Genomic DNA, 25,565 nt, shown 5'->3' with positions numbered 1-25,565 from the left:
GGAACGCGATCGGCTTCCGTTTCCGGTGATGTGTGTGTCGCCCTCGTCCAGCAGATCACTCTCGTCTACCTGCGCCGCGTCCTCGGCATCGACAGTTCCGCATGGACGGCGGCGCCAGCGGAACTCACCGGCGCGCCGCACCCGATGGGTCGACTCGAATCCAAGTGAGGCGCCGCAAGATGTCGATTTTCAGTTCAGGCTTCGTCGATCACGCGAACGCCGGGTGGTCGCAGGGTCCTCGGATCGATGGTCAATGCGATGCGCTCGCCATTTCGAATGTCGATGAGGTCTTCTTCCCATCCACCGTCGCGCAGTTCGGCATTCGTCATGAACAGGTCTTCGCCATCGCGGCCGGTGGCGGCCAGGTGCCCGATGAACCCGAGTGGCAGGCGCTCGACGGTCCAGCCAGGCCATGCGGCGGACACTTTCGCCACGAGTTGAGGCGGGACGCTCTCCGTCGTCCAGTAGCGAAGCCGGCGTGAGGGAAGATCGACCACCGCGCCGGCGTGAACGGTTTCCTCGGCCGGCCTGGCCTCTGAAACCACCTCGACGAGACCCTCGCGTCCGCTCCATGCATAACCGACATCCCAGCCCGACCATCCAGGAGCCGAAGCCACCCGCACGGCGGTGCTTTCGAGGTAACTCACGCCCGGCTGCAAAGTTTGGAGGTCGCAGCCGAAAAAGCGATACCGGTGCGTGACGAGATCGAGGACGACGCCACGGCAGAACCACGAGTCCACGAGACCCTGTGCGGAGTCGTCGTCCACCGCCACGCCACCGCGCAAGATCGACTCGACGATCCGAATGCGATCGCTTTCCTTGGCGAGGCACCAGTCTCCCCACTTCTCGCCCATCGTCCAGCAGGAGCCGTCTTCGGCCCGCAAGACGTAAGCGGTCCAACAACCCATTCCCTACCTCTCCGCAGTGTCTTCGAGTGGGTCGTTGGAATCGCTACGGCAACGACATCTCGGTGTCGGACATGCGATGAGCGTCCGCCGCCCGGCGGGTCGCTATCTCGCGGACGCAGTACATCGCGATGGTCAGGACCGCAGGGAGGACCGTGCCCGGTTCCGGGCGGACGAAGGCGATGTAGGGGGTGACGGATACGGAGCGGTCCACCAGAGTGGCTCCGGAGTCGAGCACCGCGACGGTAGTGAAGGCCGCGAGTGCATAGCCCGCTCTCCGGGTCCAGAGTCCGGTCCGCGGTGTGAGCGCGGCGGCGAAGGCGAGCAGGCTCACGAGAGCGACGGTCGAGATGGCCAGTGTCCACCAGTACCGCCCGTAGCCCCCCTCTTGCCCAGCCGTACCGGCGATCACTGCGCCGTAGACGCCGAACAGGAGCAGTGGCAGGACGAACCGGGTCACCTTCGTCACCGCCGCACGCCGGCCCGGACGTGACATGAGAACGAAATGCCCGATGAGCCAGGCCGTGGCGAGAGTGACCGCGAGGGCGCCTGTCGCTGCGTCGCGGGCGTCGGAGACACCGTTCACGTTGATCGAGACCAGTACTGCGGTCGCCACGACGATCAGGAGCCATACCGTGCCGGGCAGCCAGGGGCCGCCCACCGGCGTGCTTTTGGGGGTCGGAAGCGGCGAGACGTCGTTCGGCCGTGTGAGCGCCTTGGTGGGCGCCTGGTCGAGTTGCCGCAGGGCACGGGAGACGTCAGCGGCGGTTTGGTACCGCTCGGCCGGGTCCTTCCTCAGAAGTCCGTGTAGGAGACCGTCCCACGAGCCGGGGATGCCGGGCCGCACCGAACTGGGAGCAGGTGGTTCCTGGCTGAGGTGGGCGGTCAGATAGCCGACACTGTCGGGTGCGCGGAAGGGCAGCCGGCCGGTGATCAGCTCGAACAGCAGACAACCGAGCGCGTAGAGGTCGCTCCTGGGCTCGGGGTAGCCGCGTGCCTGCTCAGGGGCCATGTACGAGGGCGTGCCGACGATGAACCCCGTCTGGGTGAGACGGTCGGCGGTGGCGTTGGGATCGACCGCTCGCGCGACGCCGAAGTCCAGGACCTTCACCGCGCCGGTGTGCGTGATGAAGATGTTGGACGGCTTGATGTCCCGATGCATGACGCCCGCCGCATGCGCCTCGGTCAGTGCTTCGCAGACCTGCGCGCCCCACCTGGCCGCCTCTTCCAGGCTGACATCGCCCCGGGCCAGCTTGGCGTCCAGCCCCTCGCCCCGGACCAGTTCCATCACCAGAAACGGGGCGTTGCCGTTCTCGGGGCCGCTCTCGCCGAGATCGTGGACGGTCACGATGTGCGGATGCTGCAGACGAGCCGTGATCCGGGCCTCGCGCAGGAACCGGGCACGCGCCTCGCTCGCGCGGCTTCCGCCCCCGCCGAGCAGCGAGATCACCTTGACCGCGACCCGCCGATCCAGGGTCTCGTCCTGTGCCTCCCAGACCTCGCCCATGCCGCCCTCGCCGAGCTGCCGCACCAACCGGTAGCGGCCTCCCAGGAGTTGATCCTGCACAATGGCCCCTCACCCTCGGTTTCGCCCCGCCTGATCTTGCCACGGCACCCGGGACCGGACCGTACGGTTTCCGGCTCTGTCGCGCCTGACGGAGAAGCTCGCCGAGGCGCCAGGGCCAAGGGTCTGGAGAATGCCATCTACCTTTACGGCCTGGAAGACGTCGGCCCTTGCGCGGCCCTGACGGCGCTCGCACGCAACACCCGCACCTGCGGCTAATGGTCCGGCCCGAACAAGCCTCAATACCGCTGCGCGTACCAGGTCGGTTGCTCGCCGAACATGCCCTTGAAGTCGCGAATGAAGTGGCCCTGGTCGGCGTAGCCGAGGTCCGCCGCCAGCGCGGCCCAGTCGATCGTCCCACCGGCGGCCATGCGTGCGGTCACCTCGTGCAGGCGGAAGCGGCGGATCACCCACTTGGCCCCGATGCCGACATACTCCGCGAACAGCCGTTGCACCCCCCGCACGCTCAGCCCCAACTCGCCGGCGAGGCGTTCGACCCTGGTCACGGCCTTGTCCTTGGCGATCAGCTCGACCGCGGCCACCGCCTGGCGTACCCGGGGGTCGTCGTCTGGCAGGTGCTCCAGCAGGAACGCCTCCACGGCCGGCACGTCGAGCGTCGCGGGCAGGTCCGGGCCGAACACCTCGGTCGCCGGGACGACGCGGTCGGTGATCGCCGAGACGGAGGCACCAAGGAACGGGCGGAAGCAGCCCGGCCGGAACGCGACGCCGAAGACGTGGTCACGGCCCTCGAGGACCTTGATCCGGTAACCGCTGCACACGCCGTTGACGTCCGCACGTCCGCCGCCGAACGACAGGTGCACGTTCGGGTACGGCACGATCTTCTGCCGGTAGGGCTCGGCGTAGTCCCAGCGAGCCTCCCAGTACCGCTCCACCCATGGCGCGAGCGCCGGCGACGGATCGTGGAACGTGTGGCGCTGATACCTGCTCCAAGCACCGCGCAGCTCACGAACGTCCCGCTCCACGCGGCAGAGTGTACGTCGCCTTTGTCCAATACCCCTCCCGCCCCGGCCGCCTAGCGTCGCCGCCATGTCACATCTGTCCAACGCCGCCGAGGCCATGGCCGCGATCGCCCGCACCATCACCGACGACCAGCTCGCCAACAAGACTCCATGCACGGAGTACGACGTGCGGGCATTGGTCAACCACCTCCTGTTCTGGGGCCCGTCGCTCGCCGGCGGCGGCCGCAAGGAATCCGTCCCGCAGCCGGCGGCCGCCGAGTCCGATGTGGACCTGGCGGCCGGCGACTGGCGCGGCCGCCTGCTCGCCCTGCTGGACGACATCACCTCGTCGTGGGCGCCGCCGAGCGCCTGGGAGGGCGAGACGGACATGGGCACGCCGCAGACACTGCCCGCGCCCGTCCTGGGCGACATGATCACCGGCGAGCTGGCCATGCACGGCTGGGACCTGGCCGTCGCGACCGGGCAGCGGCTGGAACTACCCGCCGACCTGCTGACGCATCTGCACGACACCGTGTTCGCCGGCGTGGAGCAAGGGCGGGAGATGGGCATGTACGGACCACAGGTCACGGTGCCGGCCGACGCACCCACCCTGGACCGCATCCTCGGCCTGACCGGCCGTGATCCCGCCTGGGCCTAGGTCGTGTCCGGTGGATCATGCGTTGATCCACAGCAGTGCTGTGACCGCTCTCCGGAGACACCAGGCGCGATGTCAAAGGTCTGGGGGCGACGCCGGTGCCGGTCACGTTTTCGGTCGCTTCGCACTCGTAAGATCAATCTGAGGCGGCCACCTGCCAACTCCGTGGGCTACAGCGTCCGACGCGGTGCTCCGGCCGCCCCCAGCGCGCACGGCGCCGCCGCCCCTGGCCGACGGCGCTTTCGGCCGCGGCCGGCCAGGCCCGGAGCAGCAGTACGGCGATCACGGCGGCCAGTTCCTCGTCGGTGACCTCGCCCTTCTCGATGCGGATGTCCATGTGGGGCTCCTTGAGGTCAGGATGCGGTTGACATGAACCTTGGTTGAGGTATCAAGCTGGAGACATGACCTTCACCAAGAGCGAGCGCGAATACCTTGCCAAGCACCGGCGCGGGCATCTGGCGACCATCGGGCCCGACGGGGCGCCACAGGTCAAGCCCGTCGCTTACACGCTCAACAGCGACGACACCATCGACATCGGCGGGCCCGACCTGAGCGCCTCGCAGAAGTACCGCAACATCCAGGCCGACGCCAGGGTGACCTTCGTGCTCGACGACGAGGCGGACGAGCCCGTCGGGCCCGGCGGACAGACCGGCCGCGGTCTGGAGGTCCGCGGCACGGCCGAGCTGTTCTCCCTGGAGGAGGAGCTCCTGCCGGGCTTCAGCCGCGAGGTGATCCGGGTCCGGGCCCGCCGGGTGATCGCCTGGAACATCGACGGCCCAGGCCCCAACATCCGCGACGCCGGGGACGGAGGGCGCGTCCGGCAGCAGGCGTGACGGCCGATCAGGTGGCGGGGGTGAGCTTGTTCTCCTGCCACCACCAGCGGTTGTCGCGATACCAGGTGACCACGTCGGCCAATCCCTGGTCGAACGGCACGGTGGGCTCGAACCCGAGTTCCTCCCTGATCTTGCCGCCGTCCAGGGAGTACCGCCGGTCGTGGGCCTTCCGGTCCGGTACCCGCCGCACGCGTTCCGGACCGGCCCCGCACAGCGTCAGCAGCCGTTCGGTCAGTTCGAGGTTCGTGAGCTCGGCTCCGCCGCCGATGTTGTAGACCTCGCCCGCGGCCCCGGCGGTCAGGACCAGGTGGACCGCGCGACAGTGGTCGGTCACGTGCAGCCATTCGCGCACATTGCGGCCGTCACCGTAGAGCGGGACGTCGAGGCCGTCGATCAGTCTGGTGACGAACAGCGGGATGACCTTCTCGATGTTCTGATGGGGCCCGTAGTTGTTGCAGCATCGGGTCACGGAGACCGAGAGGTCGTGGGAGCGCCAGTAGGCCCGCGCGAACAGGTCCCCGGCGGCCTTGGAGGCGGAGTACGGGGAGTTGGGTGCCAGCGGGAACGCCTCGGTCCACGAGCCGTGCGCGATCGAGCCGTACACCTCATCGGTGGAGACGTGCACGACCCGCTCCACGCCCACGTGGCGGCAGGCCTCCAGCAGCGTGTGGGTGCCGGCGACGTTGGTCATGACGAACGGCGCCGCGTCCGCCAGGGACCGATCGACATGGGACTCCGCGGCGAAGTGAACGACCGCGTCGTGCCCCGGCAGCAGATCGGCCAGCAGCGCGAAGTCGCACACGTCGCCCTTGACGAACGTGAGCCGCGGATCGCCGGTGGGGAGGTTCCGCAGATCGCCCGCGTAGGTCAGCTTGTCCAGCGCCGTCACCCGGACGTCGCGCGTCCCCGGGTAGCGGCCGTCCAGCAGATCCCGGACGTAGGCCGAGCCGATGAAGCCGGCGGCGCCGGTGACGAGGAGGTTCATGCGGGCACCTCGACGCGGCTGTCGTCGCCGACGATCAGCCGGTGGGCCCGCAGTTCCTGGCGCCGCCCGCGCACGCCGGCCTGCTGGCCGATCACCGAGCCCTTGACGCCGCGCACACCCTGGACCGAGGACCGATCGAGCATGATCGTGTCCTCCACCGCCGCGTCCCGCACCGAGCAGCCGCTGCCGATCGCGGTGTAGGGGCCGATGTAGCTGTCGACGACGGTGCTGCCACGGCCGATGATCGTCGGTCCGTCGATGCGGGAGGCGGTCACGCTCGCCCCCGGCTCGATGACCACCGACGCCCCGATCTGGGTGAGCGCGTCCACCGAGCCGGAGATCCGGGGCTCGACGTCGTCCAGCATCGCGCGGTTGCAGTCGAGCAGCTCCGGGACGGTGCCGGTGTCCTTCCAGAACCCCGCGCACATGTGCGCCCGCACCTCGTGGCCCTCGCTCACCAGCCGCTGCACGGCATGGGTGATCTCCAGCTCGTTGCGCCAGCTCGGCCGGATGGCCCGGACGGCCTCGTGCACCTGCGAGGTGAAGAAGTAGGCGCCGGTCACCGCGAGGTTGCTCCGCGGGCGCTCCGGCTTCTCCTCGAGTCCGAGGACGTGGCCGGAGTCGTCGACCTCGGCCACCCCGTACGCGGACGGATCGCTGACCTTCACGAGGATGAGCTGGGCCGCGGGCCGGGTGTCGCGGAACTGCGCCGCCGGTACGGCCAGGCCGTCACCGAAGATGTTGTCACCCAGATACATCAGGAAATCGTCGTCGGCGAGGAAGTCCTGGGCGATCAGCACGCAGTGGGCCAGTCCCCGGGGCTCGTCCTGCGGGATGCAGGTGATGGTGAGGCCGAACGCCGACCCGTCACCGACCGCCGCGCGGACGGCCCGGTCATCGGCGTTGATGATGAGCCCGACCTCGGTGACCCCCGCCTCCCGCAGGGTCTCCAGGCCATGGAAGAGCACCGGCTTGTTGGCGACGGGAACGAGCTGCTTGGGCATGTTGTAGGTGAACGGGCGCAGCCGGGAACCGGTGCCACCCGCGAGGATGAGAGCCTTCATGCTGTCCTTTCCGGGGTCGTGGCCGCGCCGAGCCGCGTGCGGGCGCCGTCGTTGCGGCGGCCCACCGGCAACAGGGTGCGGAAGGACGCCAGGCCGAGCGGCGGAACGATGCCGTAGATCGCCTCGTAGCGGCCGGCGGGGACCACATAGGTCTCGTGCCAGAGCCCGACCGCGGCGCCGTCCGTCGCGAGCGCGTAGAAGTCCCGCCAGGCGCGGCGGTGGGTCGCGCCGTCGGCGAACGCCATCAGGTCGTCAAAGGTGCGCCAGTACTGCAGCGCCACGGTCTCGCGCCTGCCGACGCGCAGCACGCGGTAGCCGAGCAGGCCGCTCTCCGTGTCGGCCTCGGCCTGCCGCAGCATCGGCCGCAGCGCCCTGATGACAGGGACCCACTTGCGTACGGCTCGCAGCTTGTTGACGCGGATGCCGACCAGGAACACCACCACGTCCTGGTCGTTCTTGACGCTGAACCGTCCGTTGCGAACCTTCCGGTCCTTCTCCTTCTCCTTCATCACGCCCTCCTGCATCAGTGGAAGAACCCATGGATCGCCTTGATCCGCTCTCCGTCGAGGAGCGCGACGTCGAGCCCGGCGACGATCGATTCGGCGTCCGGCGGCCCGCACTCCCAGCCGAAGAGGATCTGGTCGTGGTGGCCGTTGACGGGGTCCCGGGGCACGAACCGGCTCCCGGCGAAGTGACGTCTGGTGGTGCCGATGTAGTCCGACAGCTCGGCGAGCCCGCGGGTCGCGACGAGCGGATCGACATAGAGGACGTCCGCGGTGAACACGTCCGCCATGGCGCCCGGCCGTTCCTCGTCGGGCAGGTTCCAGACGGCGATGTACGCGCTCACCAGCGCCTTGGGAGCGACGGTCATGGCCGTCCCCCGCGGGAAGCGCCGTAGATGGACTCGGCGACCGACCGTTTGCGTCCCTGGAGCTCCGCCAGCACTCCGGGCGGGTAGCCGCCCGACCGCGGCCGGTCCGGGATCTCCTGCCGCCGGTCGAACGGACGGTAGTGGGCGAGGGACCACCCCGATCCCTGCTCGATCAGGGAGCCGTGTTTGGTGTCGTAGTAGCCCTTCATCAGGTTCACGGCGACGCCCGAGGCACCCGCGGCGGCGGCGAAGAGATGGGGATGGAACCGGGTGGACAGCCACGTCTGCCCGGGGACGGCGGGGAACCCCTCGTGCAGCACGTCGCGCAGCGGGTAGCGACGGACGCTCGGCGCCAGATCGTCGGCCATCTCCCAGGCCCGCCGGTCCGCGTCGGGCCAGCACTCGATCAGGCCGACCTCGTCGGCGCCCCACGCGGCGAGCGTCTTGGCCGCGAAATCGATGAGCATGCGCATCCCCTGTTCGGACCGCGCTTCCCTGACCCGCAGCTCGCGTTCGTCCGGCTCCGCCGCGCCGCGCGCGGTCCCCGGCGTCCGGGCGGACGGCGGCGGGAACAAGGTGACGGGCGGCTGGGTGGACTGGATGGAGACCATGACCTCCGGCAGGTCCGCGCCGGGTTCGGCGAGCCAGGCGTCCGGGAGGAGGAAGACGTCGTCACAGGAACGCGCCCCTGGCCGGCCGAGGAGCCGGGACGACGGCTCGTCGCGGACATCCAGCACGTCGAACCCCGCGGTCAGCTCGGGCATGATCTCCCCGGTGCCGCCGATGGCGGGGTACAACCCGAGTCCGGTCGCGGCTGCGGTCCCGCCGGAGATCCCGGTCGCCGCGGTGATGCCGGACAGGAGCCCGGCGAATGCGGGCCAGATCCCGTTCAGGAATCCGCCGCCGGTCAGGTGGACGACATCGGCCCGCCGCAGCAGCTCGACGCCCGCGGCGAGGTCGCCCGCCAGGGACGGATCGGCGATGACCTCGCGCGCGATCTCGCGGGTGCGGGCGCCCGCCTCCCAGTTCCGGAAGCAGATCTGCCAGAGGGTGGAGGTCAGGCGCAGGCGGGGGTGGAGACCCGCCAGCGGGGCGAGCGACGCGGCCGGGTCGATGCAGTCGAGCACGACGTCGGCCTCAGGATGCCGCTCGGCCAGGTGTTTCAGCCAGGTGGCGGCGATGAGCTCGTCGCCGAGATTGGGTATCCCCGCCGTCGAGACCAGATAGTGGAGCGGACGGTGGTCAGGGTTCATCGGCACTCCCGGTCGGCATGGGCCGACGGTCGGATGGGCGAGTCGGACGGGCGAGTCAGATGGGCTGCCCGGCGGCGCGCGCCGCGACGCGCTCAAGGACCGCCTCCAGCGCGGGCAGTTCGGGCTTGTTGCGGCGGAGTGTCCCGCTGACGAAGGGGGCGTCGACGCCCATCTCGGCGAGGGTCCGCGAGATCGAATGGGTGACGACCGGGTGCGGGGAGATCTCCAGGAAGGCGCGGTGGCCGTCCTCGGCCGCGGCCGTCACCGCGGCCACCAGCCGGACGGGGTTCCGCAGGTTGGCCGCCCAGTAGGCGCCGTCCGCCCCGGGCACCGTCCGTGGGTCGGGCAGCGCCGTGGAGTAGACGGGCACCGCGTACGGGCGGGGCGTCAGATCCGCGCCGGCCGCACGGAGATCGTCCACCAGCGGGTCCATGTGCGGGCTGTGGAAGGCGACGTCGGAGGCCACCCGGAAGATCCCGACGCCCTCGTCCCGCCAGCGCGCGACGAGATCCTCCAGTGCGTCGGGTGTGCCCGCCACGACGCTGGCGGCGGGTGCGGCGGCGATCGCGGCGACCACGTCCGAACGGTCCGCGAGCCGCCGTGCGGCCTCGTCGAACGGCAGCGTCGTCATGACCATCGCGCCGTGGCCCGCGACCCGGCGTAGCAACACCGACCGCCGGCAGATGAGCCGGGCGCCGTCGGCCAGCGACAGTGCCCCGGCGGCGACCGCGGCGGCGATCTCCCCCACCGAATGCCCGATGACGGCGCCGGGCTCGATGCCGCGGTCCCGGAGCAGCCCGACCAGGCCGACCTGCATCACGAAGATCATCGTCTGGACGCGGTCGACGCCGTCCAGCTCACCGGTGAGCAGCACCTCCCGCGGGGAGAAGCCGATCTCCTGGAGGAAGACGGGTTCGAGGGCGCTCACCACTGCGGCGAACGCCGGCTCGCCCAGCAGGTCGCGTCCCATGCCGGGCCATTGCGAGCCGTGCCCTGAGAAAACCCACACCTCGCCCTTCACACGGTCCTCCTCACGGGGATCACTCCGGTGAGCGCGACGAGGAATCCGAGGAGCCCGACGAGGGTGAGGGCCACCGGGTTCGCCGTGACCGAGACCAGCGCCAGGACCAGGACCCCGCCGAGCTGCACCATGGTCTGGTAGGCGGCCGAGGCCGCGCCGTGCCGGGCGGGTTCGAGCCCGCTCAGCGCCTGGATGTGCAGGCTGGAGAAGCACATCGCGAAACCCGTCCCGACCAGGAGCAGCCAGGGCAGCACGTCCACCGCGTAGGCCGCCGGGGAGCCGGTCCGTTCGTGCGCGGCCGACCAGGCCAGCAGGCAGCCGAGCGGCACCAGGGCCGCCCCGGCGGTGATCTGCCGGGCCGTTCCGAAGCGCCGGACCAGCCGTCCCGCGACGGGGCTGACAAGGGCGGCGGGCAGGCTGGCCGGCACCAGCGCGATCCCTGCCTGCCACGACGTCCAGCCGAGTTCGTCCTGCAACCGGAACGTCCACTCGACGAGCAGCCCCCAGACCGTGCCGTTCAACGTGGCCGCGCCCAGCGCCGAACGCACCAGCGGCGCATGGACGAGCAGGGCACCGATCTGGAGCCGCGGGGGCGGGCCGCCGGGCGTCGCGGGGAGGAGGCGGAGCCCGGACACCAGCAGCACCAGCGCCACCGGCGCCGGGAGCAGGAACGTCCAGCGCCAGTCCGCGGCTGTCAGGAGGCCGGAGATGATCAGCCCCAGGGTGAAGCCCCAGGCTCCGAGGAACGTGTAGACCGAGATCGCCCGATGGCGCGGCGGTCCCTCCGGGAAGTACCGGGCGATGAACGCCAGCCCGGCCGGCGCGGTGAGCGCCGCGCAAGCACCCTTGACCAAGCGGGCCGCGACGAGGATCGCGGGGGCGTCTGCCAGCGCGCACACCACCGAGGCGGCGGCGAACAGCGCCAGCGCGGCCAGATATGCCTGCCGCTCGCCCCATCTGGCGGCGAGGTTCCGGAGCACGATCAGCAGGCCGCCGAAACCGAGCGCGAACGCCCCGACCACCCACGTCGCCCCTGCCGCGCCGATCCCGAGGTCGGCGGCCAGCGCGGGGAGGGCGACGATCGCCGTCGACACCTCCAGGGCGTCGAGAAGCATCGTCCCCGACAGCACCGCCAGCAGTCCCCACGAACCGCGGGTCTCCGCGGCCGTCTCCCGCGCCGTCAGCGAACGCGTCGTCAGCGAACGCGCCATCAGAGCACGATTCCGCCGTCGACCTGGAGCACCGCTCCCGTGACGTAGCGCGCCCCCGCCAGATAGCCGACGGCTTCGGCGACCTCCTCCGGATCGCCGAAGCGCCTCAGCGGGATCGCGCCGAGCACGCTGTCCCGGCGTTTGCCGGCCAGCGCCGCGGTCATGTCGGTCTCGATGAGGCCGGGCGCGACCACATTGACGCGCACGCCGTAGCGCCCGACCTCCTTGGCCAGGGCGCGGCTGAACCCGATGATCCCGGCCTTGGCCGCCGAGTAGTTGGTCTGCGTGGGGTTTCCGAGCACGCCGGAGACCGAGGAGATGTTGACCAGGCACCCGGCCTTGCGTTTCATCATCGGGAACACGGCGGCGCGGCAAACGTTGTAGGTCCCGCTCAGATTGGTGTCGATGACCTGCCGCCAGTCGTCGTCGGGCATCCGGACCAGCGGCCCGTCGCGGACGATCCCGGCGGACGTCACGACGACCTCGACCGGTCCCTGCCGCTCCTCGGTACCGGCGACCCATTCCCGCACGGCCGCCGCGTCGGTCACGTCGACCGCGGTGGCGACGGCCTCGCCGCCCGCCTCGGCCGCCTCCTTCTCCAGGCCGCGCGCGGCCGCCTCTTCGGAACGGAAGCAGAAGGCGATACGGCGTCCCTCCCGGGCGAACCGCAGCACCGTGGCGCGGCCGATGCCCCGCGATCCACCGCTCACCAGGACGACGCCTGAACTGTCGTTCGGCATGAACGGACTCCTTCGGTCGTGTGTGGGCGAACGTGGGACGAAACGTGGTGGGAACGAAACGTGGTGGGGGTGAGGGTGGCGAGGGTGAGCGTGATGTGGGTGAGCGCGGCGAGGGGCGCCGCGGTCATCCGCGGCGCCCCTCGTCTGCGACATACGGACGGCCTAGGCGGCCGTACCCGCCAGGCGGTCGCCGAGGACCTCGTACACGCCGGCCAGATTGACCATGCGCTCCAGCTCGGACTGGTCGATGACCACCCCGAAGTTGATCTCCAGGGAGGCGAGGATCTCGATCGCCCGCATCGAGTCGGCGCCGTGCTCCTCGACGAACAGGCTCGTCTCGGTCACCTCTTCGGTCTCCAGTTCGAGGATGTCGCACACGATCTCCTTGACCTTCGCGCGCGTGGCATCGGTGAGTGCGGTCATGGGTTACCTCCTGGTCGGGTTCCTTGTGATGCGGGGAAGTGAGCCATGGGCAGAGGTCACTGCGGTGAGTTGCCGTGCTTGCGGGCAGGCAGGTCGGCGTGCTTGCTCTGGAGCATCTCGACCGAGCGGATCAGCACCGCCCGGGTGTCCGCCGGGTCGATCACGTCGTCGACCAGCCCGCGCTCGGCGGCGTAGTAGGGATGCATGAGTTTGGCCTTGTACTCCTTGACCAGCCGGGCGCGCGTCTCGTCCGGGTCGTCGGCGGCGGCGATCTCGCGGCGGAAGATGACGTTCGCGGCGCCCTCGGCGCCCATCACCGCGATCTCGTTGGTGGGCCAGGCGAAGCCGAGGTCGGCGCCGATGGACCGCGAGTCCATCACGATGTAGGCGCCGCCGTACGCCTTGCGGAGGACGAGCGAGATTCGCGGGACCGTGGCGTTGCAGTAGGCGTAGAGCAGCTTCGCGCCGTGCCGGATGATCCCGTCGTGCTCCTGTCCGACGCCCGGCAGGAAGCCCGGCACGTCCACGAGCGTGACGATCGGGATGTTGAACGCGTCGCAGAACCGGACGAACCGCGCCGCCTTCTCCGAGGCCTTGATGTCCAGGACCCCCGCCATCGACAGGGGCTGGTTGGCCACGATCCCGACGATGTGCCCGCCGAGACCGGCCAGCGTGCAGATGACGTTGCCGGCCCAGCTCTCGTGCACCTCGATGTGCTCGCCGTAGTCGACGATCTCCTCGATGACGCGGCGCATGTCGTACGGCAGGTTGCCGTGCACCGGGACGAGGTCGGCGAGCGCGTCGCACCTCCGGCCGGCCGGGTCGTCGCAGTCGGACCGCGGCGGCGCCTCCCGGTTGTTGGCGGGCAGGATCGCGATCAGCTGCCGCACCTGCTCCAGGCAGGTCTCCTCGTCGTCGAACGCGAAGTGGCACACCCCTGACGTCCCCGCGTGCACGTCCGCGCCGCCGAGGCCGTTGTGGTCGATCTCCTCGCCCGTCACGGCGCGGACCACGTCCGGACCGGTGATGAACATCTGCGCCGTGTCGCGCACCATGAACACGAAGTCGGTCAGCGCCGGGGAGTAGGCCGCGCCGCCCGCGCAGGGGCCGAGCATCACGCTGATCTGCGGGATCACCCCCGAGGCCCGGGAGTTGCGGCGGAAGATCCCCCCGTAGCCGGCCAGGGCCGTGACGCCCTCCTGGATGCGGGCGCCGGCGCCGTCGTTCAGCGAGACCAGCGGAGCGCCCGCCGCCACCGCCATGTCCATGATCTTGTGGATCTTCTGCGCGTGCGCCTCGCCCAGGGCCCCGCCGAAGATGCGGAAGTCGTGGGCGTAGACGAAGACGGTCCGGCCCTCCACGGTGCCCCAGCCGGTGACGACGCCGTCGGTGTACGGGCGCCGGTCCTCCAGGCCGAACCCGGCGGCCCGGTGCCGGCGCAGCGGCTCCACCTCCTGGAACGAGCCGGGGTCGAGGAGCAGGTCGATCCGTTGCCGGACGGTCCTCTTGCCCTTCGCGAGCTGCGCGGCCGTCGCTTGTTCGCTCGGGCCGTCGAAGGCCAGCCGCTTCAGGCCCGCCAGCTCCTCCGCCGGCCCGGTCGCCGGCGGGGCTTGGTCTTCAGCCACCTGCCTCTCCTCTCACTGGGTGCCGCCGAGCCGCAGGATCGCGGCCGCGACCGTTCCGCTCGCGGGGTCGACCGAGGTGAGCACGGCGGCGCGGCGGGCCGCGGCGGGCGTCCGTCCGGCCAGGGCGAGCACGGCGGCGAGCTGGAACGCCGCCGAGACCGCATGGGTCTCGCCGAGAAGCCCGGTCAGCGCGGGCAGGGTGACCTCGGCGTCCACCTCCGCGTCGAGGGCGGCCGACTCGGCGGTCCCCGTGGATCCGGCCGCTCCGGAGGCGCAGGCCGCCCAGACGTCCGCGGCGGCCGGCCCGGCCGCGGCCAGGGCCCGCCGCGTCACCCGCGCCACGGCCGCCTTCCAATCGCCGTCCACGCACACGCCGAACTCCGTCGCCGCGATCTCGGCGAGGACCGGGACATCGCCCCCAGAGCCATCGGTGAGCGCGAAAATGGCGCAGCCCTCACCGAGCGGTCCGGCGTCTCCGGCGTGGAACTCCAGCCACGAGCGGGCGCGGCTGTACTCCTCGGCCGCGCCGAACAGCACGGTGCGGGCCCGGCCGGTGAGCAGCAGCCGACGCGCGTAGCTCATGGCCGACAGTCCGGTCGGCCGTCCCGCGGCGATCGTGGCGTTGGGTCCCTTGAGGCCCTGCCAGATGGCGCACTGCCCGGCGGCGCCGTTCATCACACCGTAGGGCGTGGTGGCGGGGTCGGTGTGGTAGGGCAGCGCGGCCTGCAGCGCGGTCCGGATGGTCTCCATCATCGTCTGCGCGCTGCCCGTCGTGGTGCCGAGGACCAGCCCGGTCGCGGCGTCGGCCGCGACCTCCTCCTGCAGGCTGCGCACGGTCGCGACGGCCAGGCCGGAAACCCGGTTCATGCCGCGGGTGCCCTTCTTGCCGAGCACCCCGCGCGTCTCGAAGCCGGGCACCAGCCCCGCCCGTTCGTCGGGGGTCCCCCACATGGCACGGTCGATGGCGGTGACGGCCGTGCGCCGGCCGGCCACGCCCGCGGCGAACGCGTCGCGGCCGGCGCCGAACGCCGACAGCGCCGTCCACGCCGTGATCACCGGCGTCACGATCTTCCGGGGCGAAGTTCCCGTCATGCGGCCCTCCCTCCGTGGGCACCGAAGATCACCACGGCGTTGTTGCCGCCGAAGGCGAGCCCGTTGCTCTGGACGACCCGCAGGTCCGCGGGGGCCGACCGGTTGGGCACGCAGTCGATCTCGCAGTCCGGATCGGTCTCCTCGTGATGGATGGTGGGCGGGATGAAACCGCCCGTGATGGCCAGGCAGCAGGCCGCCGCGGCGATCGCGCTCGCCGCGCCCATGGTGTGTCCGAGCATGGACTTCAGGGAGACGGTCCGCGGCGGCCGGCGCTCGAACACGTCGTTGATCGCCCGGCACTCGGTGACGTCGTTGGCCTTGGTGCCGGTGCCGTGCGCGGAGATGAGATCCACGTCCGCGGCGCGGACGCCCGCGTCGGCGAGCGCGGCGCGCATGCAGCGGGCGATGCTTTCCTGGTCCGGCGCCACCGGATGGAAGGCGTCGCAGTTCAGCCCGTACCCCAGCACCTCCGCGTAGATCCGGGCGCCGCGGGCCTGGGCGGACTCGAGGCTCTCCAGCAGGAGCACCGCCGCCCCCTCGCCGGTGAGGATGCCCTGCCGGTTCCGGTCGAACGGGCGGCAGACGTCCGGGCTGATGGTGCCGAGCCGATAGAACGCGGTGAAGGTCTTGCGGCAGACGGCGTCGGCGCCTCCGCACAACGCGTAGTCGGTCTCGCCGAGCCGGATGGCGTCCAGCCCGTTGCCGAGCGCGTAGTTCCCCGCCGAGCAGGCCGTGGCGAAGGTCGCCGCGTCCGCGTCGGGCAGGTCCAGTTCCAGGGCCACCGCCGCCGCCAGCCGGGCCGCCGGGATGCTCCCGACGATCTCGGGGTCCCACGCCTCGGGGCCCGCCGCGACCTCGGCCTCGGTGAGCTCGTCGATCTCGCGGGAGCCGCCGTCGGTGGTGCCGATGGAGATCAGACCGCGCCGGTCCCGCAGGGCGTCCTCGTCCAGCCCCGCGTCGGTCACCGCCATGCGGGCGGCGGTGGCAGCGAACCGGGCGGCCCTGCCGGGTCCGTCCGCCGGGGTACGGCGCAGCCACTCCGCGGGCTCGAAGTCCGTCACCTCGCAGGCGTTGACGTGCTCGAACCCGGTCGTGTCGAAGGCGGTGATCGGTGCGGCGCCGCTGCGTCCCTCCCGCAGTCCGGCGGCGAACTCCTTCGGCCCCACGCCGATGCTGGAGATCACCCCGATCCCGGTGACCACTACGCGGCGATCTATCGCGGACATGAGACTCCCCTGGTCGTACGGATGTCGTCCAGCAGCTCGGCCTGCCGCAGGCAGTCGGCCGCGCCCGGGGCGAGCGATCCGTTCCGGACGGCGGCGACGAAGGCGGCCACGGTGCGCGCGACCTGGTCGTCCGGTTCGAGGACCAGCTCTTCGGTACCGGACGGGCGTTCCAGCAGCAGCGCCGGGCGATGGTCGGCGGGCGGGGTGAAGGCCCGGTCCACGATGATCTTCCCCTCGCTGCCCCACAGCGCGTACCCCGAGGTGTAGGCGTTGTCGAGCCCGAAGGTGAGATGTGCGGCGACGCCTCCCGACGAGCGCAGCAGCGCCGTGCCCCAGGTGTCCACCTCCCGGCCGGGCCCGCGTTCCGCGGTGGCACCCGCGACCGTCAGGTCCGGCCCGAGGAGATGCAGGGCGGCGCGGACCGGATACAGGCCCGTGTCCCACAGCGCGCCGCCGCCGAGGTCCGCCCGGTGGCGGATGTCACCGTCGGGCCGCCGCGGAATCGCGAAAGCCGCGTGGAACGAGCGCGGCTCACCGATCCGTCCCTCCGCCACCAGCTTCTGGACCACGGCGTGCTGCCCGTGATGGACGAACATCACGTTCTCCATCAGGACCAGGCCCCGTTCGGCGGCCAGCGCGAGCAGCCGCCCGGTCTCGGCCGCACTGGTGGTCAGCGGTTTCTCCGCCAGCACGGGCCGGCCGGCCCGCAGCGCGGCCTCGACCCACCGGGCGTGCAGCGCCGGCGGCAGCGGGACATAAATCGCCTCGACGTCGGCCAGTTCCAGCAGCGCCTCGTACCCGTGGACGGGGCGGCCGCCGAACCGCCGCGCCGTGTCGGCGGCCCGGGCGGCGTCCCGGCCGGCGACCGCGACCAGCTCGGCGTCGGGCGCGGCCGCGATCGCGGGCAGCACGCGGCGCCGGGCGATGTCCGCACAGCCCATGAGCCCGATGCGCAGCGGCCTCATGCGGGCTGCCTCTCCGCCAGGAAGGAGTCGATCACCCTGCGGTGGTAGCCGGCGTCGAAGCCGAGGGCCGCCACCTGGCCGGGCAGCAGCGCGCGCAGCCGCTCGACGCTGACCAGGTGGGCCGCCCCGCCGGCGATGTACTCGCGGCGCGCGGCGACCCCGATCCGCCGTTCGAGGTGGTCGACGATGTCCCCGACCGGAACGGCGTGGCCGGAGGCCAGGTTGACCGTCCCGCCGCGTTCACCGCGGGAGAGCAGCGCGTCGATGAGCGTGACCGCGTCGCGCACCCCGATCAGGTCGCGGGTGGCGTGGCGCTGCACCCGGACGGGGCCACCGGCGCGAACCAGCCGTGTCAGGCTGGGCAGTAGCTGATGCGGCGGCTGCCCCGGCCCCACCACGTGGGAGAGCCGGAGCACCAGATGGGCGGTGCCCGATTCACGCAGCAGCCGTTCCAGCGCCAGCTTGTGGTCGCCGTACGGAGTGTGCGGAACGGCCGGGTCGCTCTCCCGCCCGGGGCGGTCCGCGCCGTAGACCGCCGCCGACGACGTGGAGAAGAACAGCAGTGTGCGGCCGGTCTCCCGGCACCGGGCGGCCGTGTCCCTCACCAGCGCGGTCTCTCTGCCGAACGCGGTGTCGGAGGTGTCGGCCGCCCAGGACACGCCCGCGGCCAGCGCGACCACGTCGGCGTGCCGGTGCGCGATCGCCCGCAGATGCCGAGCGAGGAAACCCCTGCCCACGATCTCCATCCGGCTCACCTGTCCCCGCGCGTCACCGGTGCTCCGCGGCGAGGTTCTGCAGCAGCGGAACGGTCTCCGCCGGGCTCGGCATCGCCATCAGGTCCCGGTAGAGCTCGTCGACGCCCGGCGTGAACACGGGGTCGTTCAGCACCTGGGCGAACTGGCTCTTCACCATGTCCCGCTCGAACGCGGCGTCGTCGATGACCAGCCCCGCGCCGCTCAGGCGGACGGCCCTGGCGATGTCGTCGTAGTACGGGCCGCGCTCCGTCCACACCAGATGGGGCAACCGGTTGTGCACCGCGGTGGCGAACGTCCCGCTGCCGCCGTGGTGGATGAGCGCCGCGCAGGTCGGCAGCAGCACGTTGAGCGGGAGGTAGTCGACGACCCGGACGTTGTCCGGCACCGACCGCACCGCCTTCAGCTGCTTGGCGTTCAGCGTGGCCACCAGCTCGACCCCGAGGTCGGCGGAGATCTCGAAGAGCTCCTCGATCCCCACCTTGCTGGTTCCGTCGGGGAAGAAGCTGCGGATCCCGGCACCCAGCGACACCGCGACCCGCGGGCGCCCGGGATCGGTGTGCACCCAGTCGGGGACGACCGCCGAGCCGTTGAAGGCCACCAGGCGGGTGTGGACGTAGCGCTGGTCGGTCTGCAACCGCAGCCGCGGCGCCGGGTACTGGTCGATCGTCCACTGGCCGAGCAGAAGGTCCTCGCTGAACTCCAACCCGAAGCGGTCCAGCATCGGCGCCATGACCTCGGCCATCGGGTCGGGCTTCGCCGTGCCGCGCAGCCGGTCGAGCACTTTGCGCCGGGTCCAGGCCACGTCGTCGATCGACCAGAGCACCCGGGCGTGCGCCGCGCCGGTGGCGCGCGCGGCGATCGCCGCCGGGAAGGAGATCGAGTCCCAGAGAATCAGGTCCGGCTTCCAGCTCCGGGAGAACTCCACCAGGTCGTCGGTCATCAGGTTGCCCTGCGCGCCGGGCGGATCGATGTTGGAGTAGCGGTCGAGCGCCCGGATGACGAGGTTGGAGGGCGGCCGCCCGCTCCCGTCGGCCGCCCCCTGGGCGACGTCGGGTTCGATGAGGTCGAGGATGCGATGGTAGAGATCGTCGCTGCCGACGGCATTGGCCTTGGGGAAGTCCCGTTCGCCGACGGGCACCGCCGGCACCCCGAGCCGGCTGACGATCTCGGTCATCTCGGGGTGGGTGGCCAGCCGCACCTCGTGTCCCGCGGCCTGGAACGCGCCGGCGAGCGGGATCATCGGGTTGATGTGGGCGTGCGACGACGGGGCAACGAACAGGACTCGCATGTGGCACTCTTCCTGTCGATCGGACGGCATGACGAAGCGCATGCCGCAAAAGGGCAATGAGGGCATGACGGCACGAGCGCATGACGGAATGACGGAATGACGGAATGACTCAGCCGGCGGCGGGCATGACGTTCGAGCCGCCCGATCTGGCGATCGAACGGCTCGGAACGGGTCTTCTCAGGAGGTCAGGGCTCGCGCATCCGGACGGCCCCCGGCCCCTCCTCCGCAAGCCGATCTCCGGGATTGAGAAGCGCGCACGCGTCGACCGACAGGCAGCCGCAGCCGAAACAGCTCGCCAGCCGGTCGCGCAGCCGTTCCAGATAGTCGATCTGCTTCTGCAATTCCTGGTGGTAGCAGAACGACGCCCGCGCCCAGTCCTCCTGGGTGGGCGTGCGGCCTGCGGGGAGCAGCGAGAGATAGAAGCGGATCTTCTCCAGCGGCGCGCCCACCTGCTGGGACGCGCGGATGAACGCCACGCGGCGGAGGGTGTCGCGGGTGTAGCGCCGCTGGTTGCCGACCGTCCGGGTGCTGGAGATGAGCTTCTGGCGTTCGTAGTAGCGGAGAGTGGAGCTAGGCACACCACTGCGCCGCGACAACTCTCCGATGGTCAGTTCCTTGGCCTGCGCGGGTAGCGGTAACTCGGTGATGGCTAACCTCCATCGGCTACCTTGAGGACGCCGTCATCGGAAGCCTCTGTCAACGTGCCGGCAAACTGGCTGTTGTACAGACGAGTGTAAGCGCCGCCGGAGGCGACGAGCTCTTCGTGCGTTCCCTTTTCCACGATCCGGCCGGATTCCAGCACCAGGATCAGATCGGCGTCGCGGATGGTGGAGAGGCGATGGGCGATGACGAAGCTGGTGCGGCCCTCTCGCAATGAGCTCATCGCGCGTTGGATGAGCAGTTCGGTCCGGGTGTCCACGGAGCTCGTGGCCTCGTCGAGGATCAGGATCGCGGGATCGGCGATGAACGCGCGGGCGATGGTGATGAGCTGCCGCTCACCCGCGCTGACGCTCTCGCCCTCGTCGTCGAGCACGGTGTCGTACCCGTCCGGCAGCGTGCTCACGAAGTGGTCGACGTGGGTCGCACGCGCCGCGTCGATGATCTGGTCCCGCGTCGCACCGTCCCGCCCGTAGGCGATGTTGTCGGCGATGGTGCCGCCGAACAGCCAGGTGTCCTGCAGCACCATGCCGATCCGGGAACGCAGGTCCGCGCGGGTCAGCTCGGTCAGATCGATGCCGTCGAGGGTGATCCGGCCACCGGACAGCTCGTAGAACCGCATGAGCAGGTTGACCAGCGTGGTCTTGCCCGCGCCGGTCGGCCCGACGATCGCCACCGTCTGCCCGGGCTCGGCGGTCAGCGAGAGGTCCTCGATCAGCGTGCTGTCCGGGTCGTAGCCGAAGCGGACGTGCTCGAACGCCACCCTGCCGCGGACCGTGCCGAGCCGGTGCGGCTCCGCCGGGTCGGGCCGCTGCTCGTCGGCGTCGAGCAGCTCGAAGACCCGCTCGGCCGAAGCCAGGCCGGACTGGATCAGGCCGAGCATGCCCGCCGCCGTGTTCACCGACTGCCCGAGTTGCTGGGAGTACTGGATGAACGCCTGGACCTCACCGAGCGTGAGCGCGCCCGCCGAGACCCGCAGCGCGCCGACCACCGCCACGACCAGGTAGTTGAGGCTGCCGAGGAACATCATCGCCGGCCTGCCGAGCCCGGAGACGAACTGCGCCCGGGCGCTCGACCGGTACAGGCCCTGGTTGTACTCCTCGAAGGTCCGGGCGGACTCCTCCTGGTGACCGAACAACTTGACCAGTACATGCCCGGTGAACATCTCTTCGACGTGCCCGTTCAGCTTGCCCGTGGTGCCCCACTGGTCGAGGAACCAGGGCTTGGACCGCTTGGCCAGCCACTTGGTGGCCAGCACGGTGAACGGCAGCGTCGTCATCGCCACCAGCGCCAGCAGCGGCGAGATCACGAACATCATGATCAGGACGGCGACGAACTGGAGCAGCGAGTTGAGCATCATGCTGAGCGTCTGCTGCAGCGACTGCCCGAGGTTGTCGATGTCGTTGGTCGTCCGGCTGAGCAGGTCGCCGGTGGGCCGCCCGTCGAAGTAGCTCAGCGGGAGCGCCGAGACCTTCGCCTGAACGCGTCGCCGCAGCCGGAACATCGTCCGCTGCACGAAGATCGTCACCAGGTAGGCCTGGAGGATCATCAGCCCGATGGCCCCGGCGAACAGGACGACGGCCCCGAGCAGGGTGCGGCCCAGCGCGCCGGTGTCGAGGGGCTGATGGGCGCGCACGCTGGTGAACACCAGGTCGGTGGCGTGGCCGAGGACACGCGGCCCGAACAGGTAGGCGGCGACGCTGGCGATCGTCAGCACGACCGAGCCCACCAGGAACGGCAGCTCGGGCCGGGTGACCCCGGCCAGCCGGCGGGCCGTCGCCACCAGGTCCCTGGTCCGGTCGAGGTTGGGCCCGGCGAGGAAGGCCGCCGGCCCGACCCGGATCCGGGAGCCGGTGGCCTGTGAGGGCGTGGACTTCGGCGTGGGCTGCTTCGGCGTGGTGGACATCAGGCCGCCTCCCGCACCGAGAGCTGGGAGTCGACGATCTCGCGGTAGACGGCGTTGCCCGCCACCAGTTCCTCATGGGAGCCCGTTCCGGCGATCCGGCCCTGTTCCAGGACCACGATCCGGTCGGCGTTCCGGATCGTGCCGACGCGCTGCGCCACGATGAGCACGGTCGCCTCGCTGGTCTCCCGCGCGAGCGCGGCGCGCAGGGCGGCATCGGTCGCCGCGTCCAGCGCGGAGAACGAGTCGTCGAACAGATAGATCTCTGGTCTGCGGACCAGCGTGCGCGCGATGGCGAGTCGTTGCCGCTGGCCGCCCGACACGTTGGTCCCGCCCTGGGAGATGGGCGACTCCAGGCCTTCCGGCATGCTCGCGACGAAGTCGGCCGCCTGGGCGACCTCCAGCGCGTGCCACAGTTCCCCGTCGGTCGCGTCGGGCCGTCCGTACCGCAGGTTGGAGGCGACGGTGCCGCCGAAGAGATACGACTTCTGCGGCACGTAACCGACGATCTCGCTGAGCCGGTCGGCGGCCAGGTCACGGACGTCCACGCCGTCCACCAGGACCGCCCCCTCCGTGGCGTCGAACAGCCGTGGGATCAAGTGGAGCAGGGTGGTCTTGCCGCTTCCCGTGCCGCCCGTCACCCCGATCACCTCGCCCGGGCGGGCGAGCAGGTCGATGTCGCTCAGCACCGCGTTCGCGGCGCCGGGGTAGCCGAACGCCACGCCGCGCAGCTCCAGGGTGCCGGTGAGCGAGGTGGTGCGGACGCCCGCGACGGCGGGCGGCACACTCGTCCGGGTGGCCAGCACCTCCTCGATCCGCTCCGCGCACACCTCGGCGCGCGGCATCATCAGGAACGTGAAGAGGGCGACCATGGTCGTCATCAGCATCGACTGCACATAGCTCATGAAGGCGGTGAGCTCGCCCACCTGCAGCGAGCCGCCGTCGACCATCCGGCCGCCGAACCACAGCACCGCGACGCTCAGCATGTTGGCCACCAGCAGCGCCATCGGGAAGAACGAGGTCATCAGGAACCCGAGGCGGCGCGAGACGGCCATCACGTCCCGGCTGGTGCGTTCGAAGCGGCGCCGCTCCGGTTCCTCGCGGACGAACGACCGCACCACCCTGATCCCGGTGATCTGCTCGCGCATGATCCGGGTGATGCCGTCCAGATGGCCCTGGAGGCGCCGGAACAGCGGCCGCATCCAGGCGATGGCCGCCCAGCAGGCCAGCACCATGATCGGCAGGACGACCAGCAGGATGACCGAGAGCGCCGGGCTCGACCGCAGCGCCAGTGCCGCCGCGCCGACCGCCACCACCGGCGCGCTCAGCATCATGGTGAGCGCCATGAGCACCATCATCTGCACCTGCTGGACGTCGTTGGTGGTCCGGTTGATGAGGGAGGGGGCGCCGAACCGGCCCATCTCGCGGGTGGAGAACTCCTGGATGCGGCCGAAGAGAGCCGACCGCAGGTCCCGGCCGACCGCCATCGCGACCCGCGAGCCGACCCGGACCGCCCCCACCGTGCCGGCGAGCTGGACGATCGCCGCCGCCAGCATCACGCCGCCGATCTCTCCGATCCGGCCGGTGTCGCCCTTGACCAGCCCCTCGTCGACGATGTCGGCGTTGAGCAGCGGCAGCGCGAGCATCCCGAGCCCCGACACCACCTGCATCGGCACGAGCAGCAGCAGCTGCTTCCAATACGGGCGCAGTTGCCTGCGCAAGAGCCGGAGCAACACGAGCGGTCTCCTTGGAGCCGGCGACGACGATGGACCCACGCTGCAAGTTGAACCATGGTTCAAGTCAAGCCCCGAGGACGGCCAGGTGGCCGTCCCCCGACCGGGGGTCACGGTCGCAGAGCACCAGCCGGTCGTACTCGGCCGTCCAGCGCGCGCCGTGCTCGGCCAAGGCGAGCCAGACGCTCGTGCAGTAGTGGCCGGGCCCGACCGGGTGAACGTCGGCGGCGACCTCCAGGGGCTTCTCCAGCCGGGACGCCCATGGCCCGACCACGACCAGCGTGTGCCCCTCCGTGCCCGCGGCCTCGGCCACCTTGTCCCACAGGCCACCGGGCTCCACCGGCGCGGGCACCGCCTCGACCACGCCCGGGCCGGGCGACACGTCGAAGACGAGCAGGACGCCCGAGCCGTGCAGCCGCTGGTCGTGGACCACGGGGTCGCGGCTCGGCACCCGGGCCTGCTCGACCGCGGCCAGCACGAACCGCTCACACCGGCCGACCCGGGCGAACGCGGCCGCGGTGCGCAGCGCGGTGAACGGGGCGCCCAGCCCCTGCTCGGTCACGGCGAAGCCGATCGCCCGCCCGCCGGTCAGATGGTTCAGGTACGGGGCGACGCTCACCGCCGGGCTGAGGTCCGGCAAGCCGTACGCGAGGAGCACGAGGTCCGGGTCCATCGCCGTCTCCGGGGCCTCCCCGACCAGGCGTTCGACGAGGTCGGTGTAGGAGACATGCCCGCCCGGGCGTTGCAGGAGGTCCTCGTCGACCTTGGCGCCGAACGGCTCGACCAGGTCGCCGAAGTACTCGCGTCCCGCCGGGGTGAGCTGGATCGCCTGTTCCGGGACCTCGGCGATCGCGGCGGCACCGTGCAGCCGCAGGCCCCTCATCGGTCACCCCCGACGTGGGTGATGACCATGGCGGCCAGGGTCATGCCGACTCCCACGGTCCAGAACAGCTGATGGCGTCCCGGCTCGAGCCGTTTCTCATCGCGCAGCGTCACGTAGTTGATGAACGGGTCGGCGGCGAGGCAGTGGCTGTATCGGGGGACGTTGTCCATGAAGACCATTCCGGGCCGGAATTCCATGTACTGCGTCATGTCGCCCAGGAAGACGATGTTGGAGTTGGTCGAGATGACGGTCTGGATGTCGGCGAGATCGCACCCTGCCCGCGCCGCCGCCTCCTTCATCACCGAGCCGAACAGCGTGGCGCGGTCCTCGGGGATGCGGTTGGCCACTGCGCCCTGCACGCGCTGCGGCCTGGAGTGCTCGCCGTGCGTGCGGGCGACGAACGAGCGGACGGGGTCGCCCGGGCCGTTCCACGACACCAGGCAGGCCGCCGCACCCTCGGCGAGAAGGCAGGCGTTGTAGATGACCTGGGTGCCGCGGCTGTAGTTCTTCTCCCCCGCCACGATCAGCGCGGTGGCGGACGGGTCGCCGTCGGCCTGCAGGAGCGCCCCGGCGGTGTCGATCGCGCTCAGGCCGCCCGCGCAGCTCTGATGGGTGAGCGCGAACGCCGTGGCGTCCCGAAGGCCCAGCGCGTCCCGGATCTCGCGGGCGGGGTCGACCGTGGACGGCCCGATCTCCTGCGCCGCGTGCACGTAGATCAGGTAGCGGACGGACCGGGGGTCGGCGGCGGCGAGGGCCTCGCGCGCGGCCGGCAGCAGCAGGTCGTAGAGATCCATCTCCGGGTCGATCCGCATCCGGTCCAGCCCCTGGATCCGGCGGAACAGATGGGTCTGCGCCGCGTTGAGCCCCAGCTCCGCGGCCCGTTCCTCGACCGTGACCGTCCGTTCCGGAAAGTGCGACGCGACGGCGTCCAGTGTGAGTGATCCGCTCAGCATC

Annotated in this window: 26 protein-coding genes; 2 read left to right on the top strand and 24 right to left on the bottom strand. The window is 71.0% G+C overall.

The features are described 5' to 3' along the window. Positions 1 to 194 precede the first annotated feature (194 nt). From amrb99_RS06885 to amrb99_RS06875, 3 genes are all read right to left on the bottom strand, one after another. Entirely contained in the window at positions 195 to 854 is a 660-nt protein-coding gene (locus tag amrb99_RS06885; protein ID WP_190853675.1) for a hypothetical protein, read from the bottom strand. Positions 855 to 951: 97 nt separating this feature from the next. Then, positions 952 to 2,472 (bottom strand): serine/threonine-protein kinase, encoded by a 1,521-nt coding sequence (locus tag amrb99_RS06880; protein ID WP_206699834.1) that lies wholly within the window; start codon positions 2,470 to 2,472, stop codon positions 952 to 954. 236 nt (positions 2,473 to 2,708) lie between these two features. Then, complete coding sequence (locus tag amrb99_RS06875) at positions 2,709 to 3,452, bottom strand: helix-turn-helix domain-containing protein (RefSeq protein WP_206699833.1); 744 nt, start codon at positions 3,450 to 3,452, stop codon at positions 2,709 to 2,711. A 64-nt stretch (positions 3,453 to 3,516) separates the two neighbouring features. Here amrb99_RS06875 and amrb99_RS06870 point away from each other — a divergent pair, with 64 nt between their 5' ends. Then, positions 3,517 to 4,086 (top strand): TIGR03086 family metal-binding protein, encoded by a 570-nt coding sequence (locus amrb99_RS06870; RefSeq protein WP_190853673.1) that lies wholly within the window; start codon positions 3,517 to 3,519, stop codon positions 4,084 to 4,086. A 133-nt stretch (positions 4,087 to 4,219) separates the two neighbouring features. Here the strand turns inward: amrb99_RS06870 and amrb99_RS06865 are convergent, their stop codons facing one another. Beyond that, on the bottom strand, positions 4,220 to 4,420 hold the full coding sequence (locus tag amrb99_RS06865; RefSeq protein ID WP_190853671.1) for an acyl-CoA carboxylase subunit epsilon: 201 nt from the start codon (positions 4,418 to 4,420) through the stop codon (positions 4,220 to 4,222). A gap of 64 nt (positions 4,421 to 4,484) precedes the next feature. Here amrb99_RS06865 and amrb99_RS06860 point away from each other — a divergent pair, with 64 nt between their 5' ends. Next, positions 4,485 to 4,916: a PPOX class F420-dependent oxidoreductase gene (locus amrb99_RS06860; RefSeq protein ID WP_190853668.1), complete on the top strand. Its 432-nt coding sequence runs from the start codon at positions 4,485 to 4,487 to the stop codon at positions 4,914 to 4,916. A 7-nt stretch (positions 4,917 to 4,923) separates the two neighbouring features. On the opposite strand, the gene rfbB is transcribed toward amrb99_RS06860, so the two are convergent. The 20 genes from rfbB to amrb99_RS06760 form a co-directional block, all read right to left on the bottom strand. Then, entirely contained in the window at positions 4,924 to 5,901 is a 978-nt protein-coding gene (rfbB, locus tag amrb99_RS06855; RefSeq protein ID WP_190853666.1) for a dTDP-glucose 4,6-dehydratase, read from the bottom strand. Next, positions 5,898 to 6,965, bottom strand: coding sequence for a glucose-1-phosphate thymidylyltransferase (locus amrb99_RS06850; RefSeq protein WP_190853664.1), 1,068 nt, complete (start codon positions 6,963 to 6,965; stop codon positions 5,898 to 5,900). Before amrb99_RS06850 ends, rfbB begins: the two co-directional genes overlap by 4 nt. Beyond that, a complete protein-coding gene (locus amrb99_RS06845) occupies positions 6,962 to 7,474 on the bottom strand; it encodes a DUF4188 domain-containing protein (RefSeq protein WP_190853662.1) in 513 nt (170 codons plus the stop codon). Before amrb99_RS06845 ends, amrb99_RS06850 begins: the two co-directional genes overlap by 4 nt. A 14-nt stretch (positions 7,475 to 7,488) precedes the next feature. After that, entirely contained in the window at positions 7,489 to 7,836 is a 348-nt protein-coding gene (locus amrb99_RS06840; RefSeq protein ID WP_190853660.1) for a nuclear transport factor 2 family protein, read from the bottom strand. Beyond that, positions 7,833 to 9,089, bottom strand: coding sequence for a polysaccharide pyruvyl transferase family protein (locus amrb99_RS06835; protein ID WP_190853658.1), 1,257 nt, complete (start codon positions 9,087 to 9,089; stop codon positions 7,833 to 7,835). The genes amrb99_RS06840 and amrb99_RS06835 overlap by 4 nt, the downstream gene beginning before the upstream one ends. Before the next feature lie 55 nt (positions 9,090 to 9,144). Further along, positions 9,145 to 10,110, bottom strand: a complete 966-nt coding sequence (locus tag amrb99_RS06830) for an acyltransferase domain-containing protein (protein ID WP_347256566.1) — start codon at positions 10,108 to 10,110, stop codon at positions 9,145 to 9,147. Next, entirely contained in the window at positions 10,107 to 11,321 is a 1,215-nt protein-coding gene (locus tag amrb99_RS06825; protein WP_190853656.1) for an MFS transporter, read from the bottom strand. Before amrb99_RS06825 ends, amrb99_RS06830 begins: the two co-directional genes overlap by 4 nt. Continuing rightward, positions 11,321 to 12,061: a 3-oxoacyl-ACP reductase FabG gene (fabG, locus tag amrb99_RS06820; RefSeq protein WP_190853654.1), complete on the bottom strand. Its 741-nt coding sequence runs from the start codon at positions 12,059 to 12,061 to the stop codon at positions 11,321 to 11,323. Before fabG ends, amrb99_RS06825 begins: the two co-directional genes overlap by 1 nt. 162 nt (positions 12,062 to 12,223) lie before the next feature. Then, on the bottom strand, positions 12,224 to 12,484 hold the full coding sequence (locus amrb99_RS06815) for an acyl carrier protein (protein ID WP_190853652.1): 261 nt from the start codon (positions 12,482 to 12,484) through the stop codon (positions 12,224 to 12,226). A 56-nt stretch (positions 12,485 to 12,540) separates the two neighbouring features. Next, complete coding sequence (locus amrb99_RS06810; RefSeq protein ID WP_241755333.1) at positions 12,541 to 14,055, bottom strand: acyl-CoA carboxylase subunit beta; 1,515 nt, start codon at positions 14,053 to 14,055, stop codon at positions 12,541 to 12,543. 66 nt (positions 14,056 to 14,121) lie between these two features. Then, positions 14,122 to 15,201, bottom strand: coding sequence for a beta-ketoacyl synthase N-terminal-like domain-containing protein (locus tag amrb99_RS06805; protein WP_190853648.1), 1,080 nt, complete (start codon positions 15,199 to 15,201; stop codon positions 14,122 to 14,124). Then, a complete protein-coding gene (locus amrb99_RS06800; RefSeq protein WP_190853646.1) occupies positions 15,198 to 16,427 on the bottom strand; it encodes a beta-ketoacyl-[acyl-carrier-protein] synthase family protein in 1,230 nt (409 codons plus the stop codon). The genes amrb99_RS06805 and amrb99_RS06800 overlap by 4 nt, the downstream gene beginning before the upstream one ends. Then, positions 16,415 to 17,392, bottom strand: a complete 978-nt coding sequence (locus amrb99_RS06795; RefSeq protein ID WP_190853644.1) for a Gfo/Idh/MocA family oxidoreductase — start codon at positions 17,390 to 17,392, stop codon at positions 16,415 to 16,417. Before amrb99_RS06795 ends, amrb99_RS06800 begins: the two co-directional genes overlap by 13 nt. Then, positions 17,389 to 18,138, bottom strand: a complete 750-nt coding sequence (locus tag amrb99_RS06790) for an SDR family oxidoreductase (RefSeq protein WP_190853642.1) — start codon at positions 18,136 to 18,138, stop codon at positions 17,389 to 17,391. Before amrb99_RS06790 ends, amrb99_RS06795 begins: the two co-directional genes overlap by 4 nt. A 22-nt stretch (positions 18,139 to 18,160) precedes the next feature. After that, a complete protein-coding gene (locus amrb99_RS06785) occupies positions 18,161 to 19,435 on the bottom strand; it encodes a nucleotide disphospho-sugar-binding domain-containing protein (protein ID WP_190853640.1) in 1,275 nt (424 codons plus the stop codon). Between the two features lie 185 nt (positions 19,436 to 19,620). Further along, positions 19,621 to 20,082: a redox-sensitive transcriptional activator SoxR gene (soxR, locus tag amrb99_RS06780; RefSeq protein WP_190853961.1), complete on the bottom strand. Its 462-nt coding sequence runs from the start codon at positions 20,080 to 20,082 to the stop codon at positions 19,621 to 19,623. A 2-nt stretch (positions 20,083 to 20,084) separates the two neighbouring features. Further along, complete coding sequence (locus amrb99_RS06775; protein WP_190853638.1) at positions 20,085 to 21,998, bottom strand: ABC transporter ATP-binding protein; 1,914 nt, start codon at positions 21,996 to 21,998, stop codon at positions 20,085 to 20,087. Further along, positions 21,998 to 23,731, bottom strand: coding sequence for an ABC transporter transmembrane domain-containing protein (locus amrb99_RS06770; protein ID WP_190853636.1), 1,734 nt, complete (start codon positions 23,729 to 23,731; stop codon positions 21,998 to 22,000). The genes amrb99_RS06775 and amrb99_RS06770 overlap by 1 nt, the downstream gene beginning before the upstream one ends. 64 nt (positions 23,732 to 23,795) lie before the next feature. Beyond that, complete coding sequence (locus amrb99_RS06765; protein ID WP_190853634.1) at positions 23,796 to 24,611, bottom strand: hypothetical protein; 816 nt, start codon at positions 24,609 to 24,611, stop codon at positions 23,796 to 23,798. Then, a complete protein-coding gene (locus amrb99_RS06760; RefSeq protein ID WP_190853632.1) occupies positions 24,608 to 25,564 on the bottom strand; it encodes a 3-oxoacyl-[acyl-carrier-protein] synthase III C-terminal domain-containing protein in 957 nt (318 codons plus the stop codon). The genes amrb99_RS06765 and amrb99_RS06760 overlap by 4 nt, the downstream gene beginning before the upstream one ends. Position 25,565: the final 1 nt, after the last annotated feature.

The sequence above is a fragment of the Actinomadura sp. RB99 genome, assembly GCF_014706005.1.
GTDB lineage: Bacteria > Actinomycetota > Actinomycetes > Streptosporangiales > Streptosporangiaceae > Spirillospora.
Note: the sequence above shows the minus strand (reverse complement) of the source record. Positions and strands in the feature narration are given on the sequence as shown.